General features: G+C 62.0%; 12 protein-coding genes and 2 pseudogenes. 4 read left to right on the plus strand and 10 right to left on the minus strand.

The features are described 5' to 3' along the window. Positions 1-307 (plus strand): DUF7958 family protein (locus tag N0B15_RS08475; protein WP_484549513.1); only part of this gene is annotated, 307 nt, incomplete at its 5' end. A gap of 131 nt (positions 308-438) precedes the next feature. On the opposite strand, the gene thrS is transcribed toward N0B15_RS08475, so the two are convergent. The 4 genes from thrS to N0B15_RS08495 all read right to left on the minus strand — a co-directional run bounded on the left by thrS (position 439) and on the right by N0B15_RS08495 (position 5,103). Beyond that, positions 439-2,382, minus strand: coding sequence for a threonine--tRNA ligase (gene thrS / locus N0B15_RS08480; protein WP_263019261.1), 1,944 nt, complete (start codon positions 2,380-2,382; stop codon positions 439-441). A 225-nt stretch (positions 2,383-2,607) separates the two neighbouring features. Next, entirely contained in the window at positions 2,608-3,792 is a 1,185-nt protein-coding gene (locus N0B15_RS08485) for a DUF7546 family protein (protein ID WP_263019262.1), read from the minus strand. A gap of 169 nt (positions 3,793-3,961) precedes the next feature. Continuing rightward, positions 3,962-4,498: an orotate phosphoribosyltransferase gene (gene pyrE, locus N0B15_RS08490; protein WP_263019263.1), complete on the minus strand. Its 537-nt coding sequence runs from the start codon at positions 4,496-4,498 to the stop codon at positions 3,962-3,964. A gap of 56 nt (positions 4,499-4,554) precedes the next feature. Beyond that, a complete protein-coding gene (locus N0B15_RS08495) occupies positions 4,555-5,103 on the minus strand; it encodes a CDP-2,3-bis-(O-geranylgeranyl)-sn-glycerol synthase (RefSeq protein ID WP_263019264.1) in 549 nt (182 codons plus the stop codon). A 102-nt stretch (positions 5,104-5,205) separates the two neighbouring features. Between N0B15_RS08495 and N0B15_RS08500 the strand changes: the two genes are divergently transcribed. Further along, complete coding sequence (locus tag N0B15_RS08500; RefSeq protein WP_263019265.1) at positions 5,206-6,042, plus strand: proline dehydrogenase family protein; 837 nt, start codon at positions 5,206-5,208, stop codon at positions 6,040-6,042. 39 nt (positions 6,043-6,081) lie between these two features. Next, positions 6,082-6,873, plus strand: coding sequence for a DUF502 domain-containing protein (locus tag N0B15_RS08505; RefSeq protein WP_263019266.1), 792 nt, complete (start codon positions 6,082-6,084; stop codon positions 6,871-6,873). 39 nt (positions 6,874-6,912) lie between these two features. Here the strand turns inward: N0B15_RS08505 and N0B15_RS08510 are convergent, their stop codons facing one another. Next, positions 6,913-7,074, minus strand: coding sequence for a hypothetical protein (locus N0B15_RS08510; protein ID WP_263019267.1), 162 nt, complete (start codon positions 7,072-7,074; stop codon positions 6,913-6,915). A 725-nt stretch (positions 7,075-7,799) separates the two neighbouring features. Between N0B15_RS08510 and N0B15_RS08515 the strand changes: the two are divergent. After that, a pseudogene (locus N0B15_RS08515) lies at positions 7,800-9,953 on the plus strand (KAP family P-loop NTPase fold protein). A 68-nt stretch (positions 9,954-10,021) separates the two neighbouring features. On the opposite strand, the pseudogene N0B15_RS08520 reads toward N0B15_RS08515, so the two are convergent. The 5 genes and pseudogenes from N0B15_RS08520 to twy1 form a co-directional block, all read right to left on the minus strand. Then, a pseudogene (locus N0B15_RS08520) lies at positions 10,022-10,238 on the minus strand (IS5/IS1182 family transposase); the annotation flags it as partial. 104 nt (positions 10,239-10,342) lie between these two features. After that, positions 10,343-11,272, minus strand: a complete 930-nt coding sequence (locus tag N0B15_RS08525; RefSeq protein WP_263019268.1) for a branched-chain amino acid transaminase — start codon at positions 11,270-11,272, stop codon at positions 10,343-10,345. A gap of 86 nt (positions 11,273-11,358) precedes the next feature. Further along, positions 11,359-12,090 carry a 3,4-dihydroxy-2-butanone-4-phosphate synthase gene (gene ribB, locus N0B15_RS08530; RefSeq protein ID WP_263019269.1) on the minus strand — a complete coding sequence of 244 codons (732 nt, stop codon included), beginning with the start codon at positions 12,088-12,090 and terminating at the stop codon, positions 11,359-11,361. A 1-nt stretch (position 12,091) separates the two neighbouring features. Beyond that, entirely contained in the window at positions 12,092-12,793 is a 702-nt protein-coding gene (locus tag N0B15_RS08535; protein ID WP_263019270.1) for a CTP-dependent riboflavin kinase, read from the minus strand. A gap of 185 nt (positions 12,794-12,978) precedes the next feature. Then, positions 12,979-14,016: a 4-demethylwyosine synthase TYW1 gene (gene twy1 / locus N0B15_RS08540; RefSeq protein WP_263019271.1), complete on the minus strand. Its 1,038-nt coding sequence runs from the start codon at positions 14,014-14,016 to the stop codon at positions 12,979-12,981. Between the last annotated feature and the right edge of the window lie 32 nt (positions 14,017-14,048).

Genomic DNA, 14,048 nt, shown 5'->3' on the forward strand with positions numbered 1-14,048 from the left:
CGACGAACAGGTCCTCGAGGTCGACCCACCACTCGAGCGCGAGCCGGACACCACGCTCCAGCTCGTGGCGTTACCCTCCGGCTCGCTCGAGGTGTTCCGTCGGCTGCTGGTCCACCACCTCGGCTGTCAGATCCGCGATTGTTATCTCGAGATGGGTGTCGAACCACCTGAAGCCTTCCGCCTCCTGGGCCACGGCTTCTACGACTCCGCCCAGCGCTACCGTCTGCTCGAGCGCTACGAACCCTACTTCGACTTCGAGGCGGACATTCCCGGCTACCGAACGGTCGACATCGGCCAACCGCGATAACCCGTGGCGAGCAGCGAACACTCGAGAAACCAGTGAGGGTACGACACATCCAGGTCCGGTACTTGAGCGCGAGGCCGACGAGGTGTAAAACAAGGCGTTCAGGTCGGACGATAGGTGCGCTCTCGAGTGCGCTACTCGGCGAGGAAGTCTGGCGCGCTGCGTTTCTCGTCGCGCTCTGCCTCGAGATGAGCACGGAACGCGTCGACCTCGACGTCGTACTCCTGCTGTTCGAAGCGGTCGCGCACGGAGATGTTGCCGGCCTCTTCCTCGTTGTCGCCGACGATGATCTGGTAGGGGACGCGGTCGTCGTGGGCGGCGCGGATCTTGCGCTCGAGGGTGGCGTCGCGGCCGTCGACCTCGACGCGGAAGTCGTCGAACTCGTTGGCGACGCGGTGGGCGTAGCCCAGCGAGGCGTCGGAGATGGGGAGGACGCGCACCTGTTCGGGGGCCAGCCAGAACGGGAAGTTGCCCTCGTAGTGCTCGATGAGCATCATGAAGAAGCGCTCGTAGCTGCCGTAGAGCGCCCGGTGGATCATCACCGGCCGGTGGTCCTCGTTGTCCTCGCCGACGTACGAGAGGTCGAAGCGCTCGGGCATGTTGAAGTCGAGCTGGACGGTCGGGCCGTCCCAGCTCCGCCCGATGGCGTCTTTGAACGCGAAGTCGATCTTCGGGCCGTAGAACGCGCCGTCGCCCGCCTCCAGGTCGTACTCGTAGCCGCGTTTCTCGAGGACGGACTCGAGCTGTTCTTCGGCTCGCTCCCAGATCTCGTCGCTCCCGACGCTCTTCTCGGGGCGGGTGGCGAGTGCCATCTCGTACTCTAAGTCGAACGTCTCTAAGACGTCGACGATCATGTCCATGATCTGTTCGACCTCGCGTTCGATCTGGTCGGCGCGGACGAAGAGGTGGCCGTCGTCGATGGTGAACGCCCAGACCCGCGAGAGACCGGAGAGTTCGCCGCGCTGTTCTTTCCGGTACACCTTGCCGTTCTCGGCGTAGCGGATCGGCAGGTCGCGGTAGGACCAGGAGTGGTCCTGGAAGATGGCGGCGTGGCCGGGGCAGTTCATCGGCTTCAGGCCGAACTCGTCGTCGCCGACGTCGAAGATGAACATGTCGTCGGCGTAGTTCTCGTAGTGGCCCGAGCGGTGCCAGAGATCGGTCTTGAAGACGTGGGGCGTCTCGACGTAGTCGTAGTCGGCCGCCACGTTGAGGTCCTCGACGAAGCGCTCGAGTTCGCGCAGGATGGTCTTCCCCGGTGGGTGATACAGCGGCAGTCCGGGACCGGTCACGTCCTGGATCGAGAAGAGATCCATCTCGCGGCCGATCTTGCGGTGGTCGCGTTCTGCGGCCTGTTCCCGGCGCTCGAGGAACTCCTCGAGGTCGGACTCGCTCTCGAAGGCGGTGCCGTAGATGCGCGTCTGCATCGGGTTCTCCTCGTCACCGCGCCAGTAGGCACCGGCGATGTCGAGGAGGTCGACGACGCCGATCTCGCCGGTCGATTCGACGTGGGGGCCCGCACAGAGGTCCTCCCACTCGCCCTGTTTGTAGAAGGTGACGGTCTCGCCCGCCTCGGCGAGTTCCTCGAGTAACTCGAGTTTGTAGGGTTCGTCGGCGAGACGCTCGCGGGCGTCTTCGATCGAGACCTCCTCGCGGACGATGTCGTAGTCGGCTTCGAGGATGTCCTCGATCTCGCGCTCGAGCGTTTTCAGGTCGCTCTCGTCGATCTCGAGGTCGTCGAAGTCGTAGTAGAAGCCGTCGTCGGTCGGTGGCCCGATGGCGAGTTTGGCGTCCTCGAAGTGGCGCTCGACCGCCTGGGCGAGACAGTGGGCGGCGGAGTGGCGCATCACGTCGAGGTACTCCGCCGACCCGTCGGTGACGATCTCGAGGCTGACGCCGTCGTAGACGGGCTGTTCTTTCGCGACGAGGTCGCCGTCGAGTTTGCCGGCGACCGTGTCGCGGCCGAGACCGGGACCGATCTCGTAGGCGCAGTCTTCGACCGTTGCACCCGCGTCGACCGCGAGTTCCGAGCCGTCGGGGAGGACGACCGTCAGGTGTGGCTGTGAGTCTGATTCTGACATAGCTATGAGTGTGGTGGCTGTGAACCGTCCGGTGGGGTGTCCATCACGGATACCGTCCGCTGGTCGGATGTGAGCGACACAGCGTACGGTAGGTGTGAATTAGAAGCGGGCGAGCGGCCCTGTAAAGTAGACACCTACCATCGTGGTACGTGGTAATCTCGAGTGGGATAAAAGCATTGTGATGGCCTGCCGTCGGGTGGTCGGCTGTGAGTACACCGTCGCCGCTCAGGCGACGTAACTGTCGACCCACTCCTGGAGTCCGACGGCGAGGACGAACAACAGCGCCAGGAACTCGGCCGATTTCGCCACCAGCGCGGCGCTGTCCTCCCGGAACGCCTCGCCGAGCTGTTCGATCAGCGCCGGACTGTGGTCGTGGTGGCCGTGGTCGCCGTGGTCGTGGCTGTGCTCGAGACCGAGGTACTCGAGCGGCAGCAGTGACTCGGTGTAGCCGAGGAAGTGCCAGTCGACGTAGAACGCGAGCGCGAGGAAGGTGAGACCGCCCGCGAGCGCCATGGCGTACTGGCGGGCGAGGTAGCCGGTCGCGAAGCCGCCGACGACGAGGTAGGCGGCGAGGGCGAAGGCGACGAACGCGAGTGAGAGCGCCGCTCCCTCGAGTCCAGAACGCAGTGCCTCGAGTAGCCCGGCCGCGCCGAGGGCGAGGTGGACGGTCGCAGTGACGAGGACGAGCGCGCCGGCGAGTGTGAGGAGCGTCTGGCGGGCGTTCGCTGCCTCGAACGGCCGCCAGTAGAGCACGCCGAGGGTGAAGACGAACGCGAGCGTCGAGAGCGCGTACGCCTGCGAGTAGAGCGTGGCCGTGAGCGCGGTCGTCGTCCCCGCGCCGGAGACGAACGCGACGATCAGGGGGAAACTACAGCCGACACAGGAGAAGACGCCGACGAGTCCCACGGACGCCTCGCCGGTGGCGTCGAGAATCGTCACGTACAGCAGGTAGGCGAGGGCGATGAAGCCGATCAGGAGGTACGGCGAAACCGTCGAGACGAGATACGGGCCGGAGTAGACGAGCGCCGGCCCGTAGCCCGGTGGGACCGCCGTCGCGACCTCGAGTCCGTAGGCGAAGTCGGCGAACGCCGGCGTAACCTCGTGGCCCATGAAGCGGTGGCCCCGCCCGACGAGACCGCCGAAGTAGGCGAGTACGAGGAAGTAGGCGGCCGCTATCGCGCCGGCAGCGGTGCGTTTTCGCCCGCTCGCTGCTGGTGGGTCCGTCCGCCACACCGCCCAGATGCTGAGGTTGATCCAGACGAACGGGTAGACGTGGAAGGCCATCAACTGGGCGTTCGCGACCGTCACGTAGGTCCAGATGAGCAGCGCTTCTGCGAAGAGGATACTCGCCCAGACGACCGCTGAAAACGGCGTCGGCGACCAGCGAACGAGTGCGTTCGAAGCTGCCATCGATCGCTCGTCCATTCGGCGAGCAAACCCATAAGCGACCGCATTTCGACCCGTCGTCGTTCCCCACTCGAGGGCGGTGAAGACGGCTCGAGCGTATCGAATTCGGCCGCTTTGACACGGATACCGAACCCGTTCGGGTCGCCTCGGCGCGGCTGTCGGACGAGCGCCGTCAGTCCCGTCCGGCGTCGGCCAGCAACGCGCTCGCAGTCACGAGCGCGTCGACCTCGACGCCCGCCTCCTCGATGGCTTCACGGCCACCCTCTTCGCGGTCGACGACGACGAGCGCGCGCTCGACGGTCGCCCCGGCCGCCCGCAGCGCCTCGACGGCGTCGATCAGGCTGGTTCCCGTGGTGACGATGTCCTCGAGTACGACGACCTCCTCGCCCGCCTCGAGGTCGCCTTCGACCAGGTTGCCGGTGCCGTACTCCTTGCGCTGTTTGCGCGCGATGACGTAGGGGACGCCCGCGGCGACGCTCGTCGCGGCGGCGAGCGGGACGCCACCGAGGGCGACGCCCGCGAGTTTCGCGTCCTCCTCGAGTCGCTCGGCGAACGCCTCGGCGATCAGCGCGAGACACTGCGGATCGGTCTCGAAGAGGTACTTGTCCACGTAGTACTCGCTCGTCCCGCCGTGAGAGAGTTCGAACTCGCCGAAGCGGACGGCGTCGGCCGCCCGAAGCGCGTCGATGAGGTCCTGGTTCGCGGTCATCTGTCGTCCGGGAGGACCCGCTCGAGCGAGATAAGCAGTCTGAAACGCCCGCGACGCTACCAGGGTTCGTTCTTCAAGCCGAGCCAGTAGGCGGCGACGTTCGTCCCGACGTGGAGCACCGGCGTCATGATCACCACGACGAGGAGGACGCCGAGGGTGAACGTCTCGAGGAACCAGCCGGGTGCGACGACGAACGCGAGGGCGAGCGAGACGACGACGAAGTCGAGCTGGTCGACGCCGGGGAAGGGCGCACCGCGGTCGCGGCCGGTTCGGCGCTTGAGAAAGGAGGCGGTCATGTCGCCGAGCATCGCGCCGAGGGGGAGCGCGAGGACGACCTCGGGCGGGAAGGTCGGGAGGTCCTCGATTCCGGTCGCCGCTCCCACGTCGCCCGCGACCGCGTTGAGTGCGAGGGCGAGGACGGCCCCGACGGCGGTCCCGACGGCGGTCCCGCGCCAGGTCTTTCCGTCGCCGAGGAGGCGCTTTTCGTTCCAGGTTCGTCCGCCATCGATCGGTCTCCCACCCCCCGCGAGCACGGCCACGTTGTTGGGGACGTACGCTGGTAACATCGCCCAGAACGCGATCACGACTGTCTCGAGCACTGCCATATCCCTCGCAAGGAACCCGCCGGCCTTAACGGGGGATGGTTCGCGTGCGGCGACGCCTCGAGAACCGCCAACCCTCTTAGCGCTCGGGTGCAACTGTCGGCTGTGATTCCGCCCATCGCGAACCGGTTCGTCGCGGGGGAGACACCCGCGGAGGCGCTCGCCCACGCCGCCCGACTCGAGGAACGCGGCGTCTCCGCCATCGTCAACCTGCTCGGCGAGCACTACGACGACCCGGCGACGGTCGCTGCCGACGTCGCCGAGTACGAGCGGCTGATCGAGGACATCGCCGACGCGGGTCTCGACGCGACGGTTTCGGTCAAACCCAGCCAGCTCGGTCTCGACCTCGGTGCGACGGTTTTCGACGAGCACCTCGAGCGACTCGTCGAGTACGGCGTCGAACGCGGCGTCTTCGTCTGGGTCGACATGGAAGACCACACGACGACCGACGCCACGCTCGCGGCGTTCGAGAGGCTCGCGCGCGAACACGACGGCGGCGTCGGTGTCTGTCTGCAGGCGAACCTGAAACGCACCCGTGAGGACCTCGAGCGACTGGCCGACGTCCCGGGGAAGGTCCGTCTGGTCAAGGGTGCCTACGACGAACCGGCGGCGGTGGCTTTCACCGAGCAGGCGACGGTCAACCGGGTCTACCGCGAGTTGCTCGCGTACGCGCTCGAGACCTACGAGGGCGGCGTCGCGGTCGCCAGCCACGATCCGGCGCTGATCGAGTACGCGGCCGAACTGGCGGCCGAACACGACGCCGACCTCGAGTTTCAGCTGTTGATGGGCGTCCGCGAGGACGCTCAGTACGACCTCTCGAGCGAGTACCCGGTGTATCAGTACGTCCCCTACGGCTCCCGGTGGAAGTCCTACTTCTACCGGCGCGTCAGAGAGCGCCGCGAGAACCTGTGGTTCGCGCTGCGAGCGATCGTGGGCCGATAAAGGGAAGGGCTCATATCCCCGTGGTGTGAGTCTGGGCACATGACGTCGTGGAAACGGGACTTCGCGAGCGGGCTCATCGTCCTCGGCCCGATTCTCGTCTCCCTCTACATCATCTACTGGCTGTACGGATTCCTCGCCGGGATCACCCCCGGAGTGATCCTCGACGCCAACTCCCTCGAGTGGCTCATCGCGGGCGAGAGTGCGCAGGCAGAACAGGCGCGCGGACACCTCGCACAGCTCTTGCGCGTCATCGTGGTCATCACCGTCTTCATCATCCTCACCCTCTCCGTGGGCTATCTGATGCGCACGACCATCGGCGGTCTCGTCGAGCGGATGGTCGACGACGTCGCCAACCGGGTCCCCGGTCTCCGCGTCGTCTACAACGCCTCGAAGATGGCCGCTGAGACCGCCTTCGGCGAGCAGGACTCGTTGCAGTCGCCGGTCAAACTCGAGACCTGGAACGGGCTCCGGATGACGGCGTTCAAGACCGGGAAAATCGCAGACGACGGCCGCGAAGTGCTCTTCTTGCCGACCTCGCCGAACATCACGACGGGCTTCGTCATCGAGGTCGAATCCCACCGGATCACCGAACTCGACGAGGACGTCGAAGAGGCGCTCACCCGCGTCCTCAGCGCTGGCTTCGGTGACGCCGACCGGACCAAACGCGGCATGGATGCCGGCGTCCCCATCGACGTCGTCGACGACCGCGTCTCGGAGTTCGAAGAGGTCGTCGACGAGCACACCGCGACGGCACAGGACGTCCTCGACGAGAAGACCGGCCGCGTCACGGAAGTCGGGGACGGTCCCTCGAAGAAGGGCGAAGACGACTGACCGCAGCGCCTTCTGGCTTCGCTCGAGTGGACGACTCCCTTACCGGAGGTCCCGAGCTTCTTCCTGGCTGAGATAACAGCCACAGGAGGCCTGGATGGTGAACGGGCCGGTGGCGGTCACGCCGACGACCACGCTCTCACAGCGGGGACAGCGCGGCGGGTTCCACTCCTCGCCGCCCCAGCGGTCGTACTCCTCGCTCATCGACGTCGCTCCGTGGGGGTTGCTTGAGCGGTTGCAGGGTCTACTCGCGTGCGCGAGGCGATGGCAGGTGCTTGAGCGCGTGAATCGGTGGCCAACACGCGAGCGCGTGGCTGGCTGTCGGTTCCCTGTGCGCGCAACTGGTTGTCGACTTCTCGAGTGGTCCGCCGGGACCGTGTGGCCGGCCCTCGAGTGAGAGACTGGTCTCCTCGAGTGAGAGGGTTGGGACTCCGAGAACCGGCGTTTCGCGGGCTGTACGGTGCGTTTGCGAGGCTTTTAAGTTCGCGTGGTTGGTACTGAATCATGGCTTCAAATCCATCTCTGGATGTGGAAGCCACGCCTCGGGTGCTGGTACCACCCGGGGCACTTTCTGTGCGTGCCCCACCTCGACGGCGGGCGTCGCTTCCAGGTGTGACTTTCACGAAGTCCTACATATAATTTCTGGAAATGGGTGGTGGTGATGAAGCGGGTGTCTGGCTCACCTGTACTGGGTACTCTGGACGGCCAAACAGAAGTTTGACACCGTGCTCGTTGACAAATCACGCCTGAGATCCGGTTACTTCAGGATGCTTTATGGGCGACTGTCATTGAATTGAATGTCTGGTTTGGAAGGTATTTTCTTGCCTATTTTGACAGACTGTCCGATAGACTTTATCGATTAAAACCGGAATTGGATTGATTATCTATGACCGAAAGACTGAGTAGTCTATCACCTCCACTGGCCTGTTATGTCTGATGAATCTGGTGAACCGGGATTGCTCTCAGATTCTTCCTTGGAAAAGCCGGAAGATGATCAACTAGGATACAATGATTTTGCGAAGGATATCGCAGGCTCAATCACTTCTGAAGTACCCCGAGAAGACTTCATTGTCGGGATTTACGGCCCTTGGGGGTCCGGAAAAAGTACGGTTCTCAACTTTGTCGAATATTATCTCAAACAGGATGAGGAACCACCTGCTGTTATTCGTTTTAATCCGTGGTGATTCTCCGGGCAGGAAGACTTGCTTGAACGGTTTTTTGCTCAGTTAGAGTCTGGGTTAGAAAAAGAGGATGGATTCGGAAAGGTTAAAATACAGATCTCAAACCTTTCCGCAGCACTTTCAAACATTCCCTTGTCAGCAGTTACGGGTGTCCCATCCCAGAGATTGCTGCAGTACCTGTCGCAAAGGCTGGACCCTACCCCAAAGAATGCGGAAGAGCTGAAAGAAGATATTTCTAATTCTCTTAAAGATACTAACCGTAGAATTGTTGTGTTTCTTGATGATATTGATCGGTTGACTGAGGATGAAATGGCGCAGATGTTTCGACTTGTGAAAAGCGTAGCTGACTTCCCTAATGTAACCTATGTCTTGGCTTTCGACCACGAAATCGTTACTAACGCACTGGAAAGAGAACATGTAGTTCGGAACGGTGAGGAGTACCTCAACAAGATTATACAGTTACCTCAGCACCTTCCTGTACCTGAGACGGGTGCCCTTGATCAGTTTTTTGTAGAACGTCTTCTTCAGATTGTTGGTGATCAGGTAATTGGTATCAATGAACATCACTGGCAAAGGGTCTATGGAGACGGAATCCTACCGACTTTGAATACGCCAAGAGATGCTGTCAGACTTTCTAACTCGGTGCGTGCTTCGTATAGGCGTCTTGAGGATGAAGTGAACTTTATTGATTTGGTCGCTGTTGAAACATTGCGAATCTTCCACACAGATGCTTACGAGTATATTCGCAAACATCCTAGTGAATTCGTAAATAAAGTTGGGACACGCCGGTTGCGGGATGAGGATGACTACTCCAGATTTTTGGAAAACCATGTCTCGGGAAATTCTGAACGAGTAGAAGGGATTCTCACATATCTTTTCCCACGGTTTGACACTGGGCCCTCGTTCATGGGATCACGATATAATGAAGATCACAGTACATTCCGTAAACGGAAACGGATCTGTCATCCAGAGATGTTCCCCTTCTACTTCCGTCAGACAGTTCCTCAAGGGGAACTTACCACGATCGAAATGGAAACGGCTCTCTCTGTTTCTGATGATTCTGAGGCATTTGCTGAGGAATTGAGACGGTTATCGAGAGAGGATGGTATAGATGGTCGATCAAAGGCGAATACGTTCCTAAAACGGTTTACCGACTATACAGATGATATTTCAGACGATAATATTGGTGGAGTGGTAGGGGCGTTATTGCTTGTTGGGGATGAGTTGTGTTCTGTTGATCCATCCAAAAGTATTATGGACGATGGAACACTCAACCAGATCAACCGGATTTTGCGGGAGTTACTCAGAAGGGTTGAGAACCGTGATGAACGGCTGGCATTGCTTGAACAAAGCGTTAGAGAGGGCAACTCGCCATACGTATCAAGCCATGTCACTGCTAACATTTACCGAGAACATGGCGAGTTCGGTGGTGAAAGCATCGAAGAGGATGAACGGTCGCTGAATTACAATCAACTCGAAGAACTTACCTTAGCTGTGGTTGAGAAGATTAGGGAGATAAGTGAGGAAGGTGAACTGCTGGAGACACCGAACCTTGATATTTTAATTGCGAGATGGATGAAATGGGATGACTCAGAGAAACCCGTTGAATGGGTTGAACAAAACACCCAGGAGCCCGATGATCTACTATTCTTTCTCAGCCACTACGTTAGCCAAGGATGGTATGCTTCACAGGCTGAAAGAGGTGAACAACAGTACTTCGACCCCAAAAAGCTGGTCCCCTTCTTCGAACTTACCGAACTAGAATACAGGTTAGACCAGCTTGAAAATGAGGAGCTAGATGATTGGGAACAGTTGACTATTGAACTATTCAAGAAAGGGAAAGAAATGTTGGATAATGGTCGTGAACCCGGTGATTTCTCCGCATGGCGTTTTGACAGATAGAACGTGAAGTGTCGCGATTCTCTTTTAATAATATCTTTGCCGTGGTGAATCATTAGACGGGGGTCATTTCACTGTTTGATGGGACGTGTGATATTGTAGACGATCCATATCTGATAGATGTCATGTGGCTCACGATACCAGGTTCGCGCACGCACGGCGTCGCCGAGCGTACGCTTGATCACCAAGAAAGCGCTTTTTAACCATAGATGCCCTCAATCCGCACGTTATGCGCGTGATCGGTGGGCGGGCCTATTGATGCATGATCAGCGGTCTAACGCCTTCTTCTCATAGTTTCAGAAATCGCATTCTGTTCACAGACAGCTGCAAACTGATTGACGACCGCTCGTAGACTCTCGAGCCCACGACATCGGCCACGACCGCACCGATCCTCAAACGTATGTGAACCACTCGTCGTACTCGTCGGTACGGCGTTCGACGACCTCGAAGAAACGCTGCTGGATCGCTTCGGTGACCGGACCTCTCGAGCCGCTGCCGATCTCGACGTTGTCGACCTGGCGGATGGGGGTGACCTCGGCGGCCGAGCCGGTGAAGAACAGTTCGTCTGCGGTGTTGAGTTCGCCGCGAGAGAGTGAGACGGAGTCGTAGACGTCGTAGCCGAGGTCGCGTGCGAGGGTGATCACGGTGTCGCGGGTGATGCCGTCGAGGATGGACTCGGAGAGACCGGGTGTGTAGATGTCGCCGTCGCGGACCAGAAAGAGGTTCTCGCCGGGACCTTCGGCGACGTTGCCCTCCTTGTTGAGGACGATGGCTTCGGCGTAGCCGTAGCGGCGGGCTTCCTCACCGGCGAGGAGGCTGTTGACGTAGAGACCGGTCGTCTTCGCGTTCGTCGGGACCTGACTCGAGGAGTGTTTCCGCCAGGAGGAGACCATCACCTCGATACCCTCTTCGAGTGCCTCCTCGCCGAGGTAGGCTCCCCAGGGCCAGACGGCGATGGCGGTGCGCGTCGGACAGTCGCGGGGACTGACGCCGAGGGAGTCGTAGCCGTAGAAGGCGATGGGGCGGATGTAACACGACTCTACGTTCTGTCGGCGGATCAGCTCGAGGGTGGCGTCGGTGAGTTCCTCGTGGCTGTGGGCGATCTCCATCTCGTAGGGTTTGGCCGACTGAAACAGCCGTTCGACGTGTTCGTCCCAGCGAAAGAGCGCGGGACCCTCTTCGGTGTCGTAACAGCGTGCGCCCTCGAAGACGCCGGTGCCGTAGTGCAGTCCGTGTGTGAGAACGTGTATCTGTGCGTCTTCCCACGGGACGAACTCGCCGTCCATCCAGATCGTGTCGACGTCCATCTCGTCGAATCCCATACGCGGGCTGAGGGTCGCCTCTGTAATGAACGTTCTCGAATCGTGTGAGCGAATCCCGTACCCGCCGAACCCGCGAGGGTGAGACCTCAGGCGAGGCGGTCGGTGATCTCGCTGCCCTCGAGGTAGACGAACCCGTTGCGGGCGGCGTAGGCGCGGGCGTCGGTCGGGGTGAGCGCCTCGCCGGTCCGGTCGTCGAGCATTTCACAGACGACGACGGCTGGCTCGAGGTCGGCGGCGTCGGCGAGGGCGAGACCGAGTTCGGTGTGGCCCTCCCGCGAGGCGGCCAGCCCCGGTGCGCCTCTCAGGAGGTGGACGTGGCCGGGGACGCGAAACGCGGCGCTGAAGTCGGTCTCGTCGGGACTCGCGGCGGCCTCAGCGAGCGCACGGATCGTGAGCGCCCGGTCGTTGTCGGTGATGCCGGTGTAGGTGTCGCGGTGGTTGACCGTGAGCGAGAACGACGAGCGCTCGTCGTAGCCGATGTCGTGGGCACCGGTCGCGGGGTGGTCGACCTCTTCCCAGTAGAACGGGAGACCGAACGCGTCGGCGACCGCGTCGGTGAGCGCGACGCAGACGAGACCGCCGGCGTCGTTTCGCAGGCGGGCGACCGCGTCGGGTGTGACGGCCGCGGCGGGGTAGATCAGGTCCGTCTCGCCCTCCCTGTCGGCGGCGTCGTGGACGAGGACGGGGTCGCCCGAGCGCATCGCCTCGAGTGCGTCCTCGAGTGAGTCGCCCGTCGAGACGGTCGGTGGCGTATCCGTACCGATCGCGGACGAACTCGCGTGGGCGTCGTGGTCGCCGTCGGCGTGTGGGCCGGTCATGTTAGCGGTCCCCGACGGTGATCGTCACGTGGTCGCCGTCGGTCAACGTGAGTACTTCGCGCAGTTTCTCGGGGGCGATCACCTCGAGCTGGTCGTCGTCGTGGTGGGTCCGTTCGGGAGCGATGGTGTGGGCGCGCTCGTAGACCTCGCCGGCGGCCGTCTCGACGGTCGCGGGGTGGCAGACGGCGGGACCGTAGGTCCGGTCCTCGCTCTCCCAGCCGTCGATCGGAATCGGATCGAACGAGGAGACGGCGCTGCGCCGGCGCACGCTGTCCTCGCGCAGGGCGACGTTGAGCGTGCCTGGATACGGCTCGTAACCCAGGCGCGCGTCGAACTGTGAGCGATAGCCCGGCAGCGAGATGTAGTGGCGACCCTCACCCATCCCGCTCGTGACGGTTCCCTCGAGTGTGACGTCGGTGTCGGCTTCGAAGATCCGGCGGTAGTCTTCGTACTCGCCCCGGAGTGCGCCTTCGCCCTCGTCGGTGATGGCGATCCACTGGCCGTCGCTCACCGTATCGCGGGTGAGATAGCCGGCCGACTCGAGACGTTGGAGGCGACGCGAGGCCGTCTGGTTCGACGCCTCGAGTCGCTCGGCGAGTCCGGCACAGGAGAGCTTGACGTCGCCGTCGAGACCGCCGTCGAGCGCGAGGAGTTTTAGGACGGCCAGTTCGTCGTGGCCGACCGCCGACGTAGTCACAGGCATACCAACGCGTTCGCTCGCGTCTCGTATAAGCATACCGAATGTGGAGAGCATACCGGATTCGAGATGGAGTGGCCGACTCCGGGTTCGTATCGCTCGTTTCTCGAGGGCGGCGAAAAAGCCACCGGTCGGTCTCGGTAGCTGAATCGTTCACGGCATCGGAACACCGCGAACGCCCGTTTCGCCGGTCAGTCGCCGGTCACCGGGTCGCGCGCCCAGAACTCGCTGTCTTTCTTCAGCTTCGGTACCCAGGTGTCGCTCGTCTTCGAGAGCAGCGCGACGCGCGAGGCGGGGACGCCCTTCAACTCGGTGTGTGCTGGCATGTGCTCCTGGACCTCGCGGGTGAAGGCCATCACCTCCTCGTGGTCGGGCATCGAAGAGCGCCCGAGCCGCCCGCGCGAGTGGCCGATGTGCATGTAGGCTTTGAGTTCGACGAAGTCCGGCTCGGCGCGCTGGTAGAGCGCCGCGTACCAGTCCGGACTGTGCATGTTCTCACCCTTGACCAGCGTCGTCCGCAACACCGTTCGCGTCTCCTCTTTTTCGGCGAGAATATCCATCGTCTCGAGGAGTTTCTCCCAGGCGTCGTCTTCCATCGCCTTCACCACCTGATCGAAGGTGTGGCGCTCGGGGGCGTCGACGCTGACGTAGAGCTGTGTGGGATCACACTCACGGATCACGTCTGGCCGGGTGCCGTTCGAGACGAGGAAGGTGGTGATGTCCCGGTCGTGAAACGCCTCGAGTAGCTCCGGTAAGTAGGGGTAGAGCGTCGGCTCGCCATCGAGGCTGATGGCGACGTGGCGGGGTTCCATCGACTCCTCGAAGACCTCGCGGGGGACTTCCTCGTTGCCGCCGAAGCCCGAGAGGAGTTTCTTCTGGAGGGTGATGGAGGCGTCGACGACCGCCTCCGGGTCGTCCCACTCGACGCCCTCGAGTTCGTAGGCGTGGCCGTTGTGGTCGCGCCAGCAGAAGACACAGCGCTCGTTACAGCGCACCACGGGCGTCATCTGGATGCAGCGGTGGGACTCGATGCCGTAGTAGATGTTCTTGTAACACTTGCCCTCCCCGCGCAGGGCGTTGGCGGTCCACCCGCAGGTCTGGGCTGCGGTGTGGTTCTCGCTGTGGTAGTTCGGACTCGTGACCTGCTTCGGCCCGCCCTCACTGCCGCCCCCGTCGTCTCGCTCGGCGTCGACACCGGTCTCGACGCGCGAATCGGCGGAATCGCTCATGAGTGCCCGCTTGGCGCGGCGCGGACAAAAGG

Origin of the sequence: Natronobiforma cellulositropha, from assembly GCF_025629245.1 — an archaeon.
Lineage (GTDB): Archaea > Halobacteriota > Halobacteria > Halobacteriales > Natrialbaceae > Natronobiforma > Natronobiforma cellulositropha.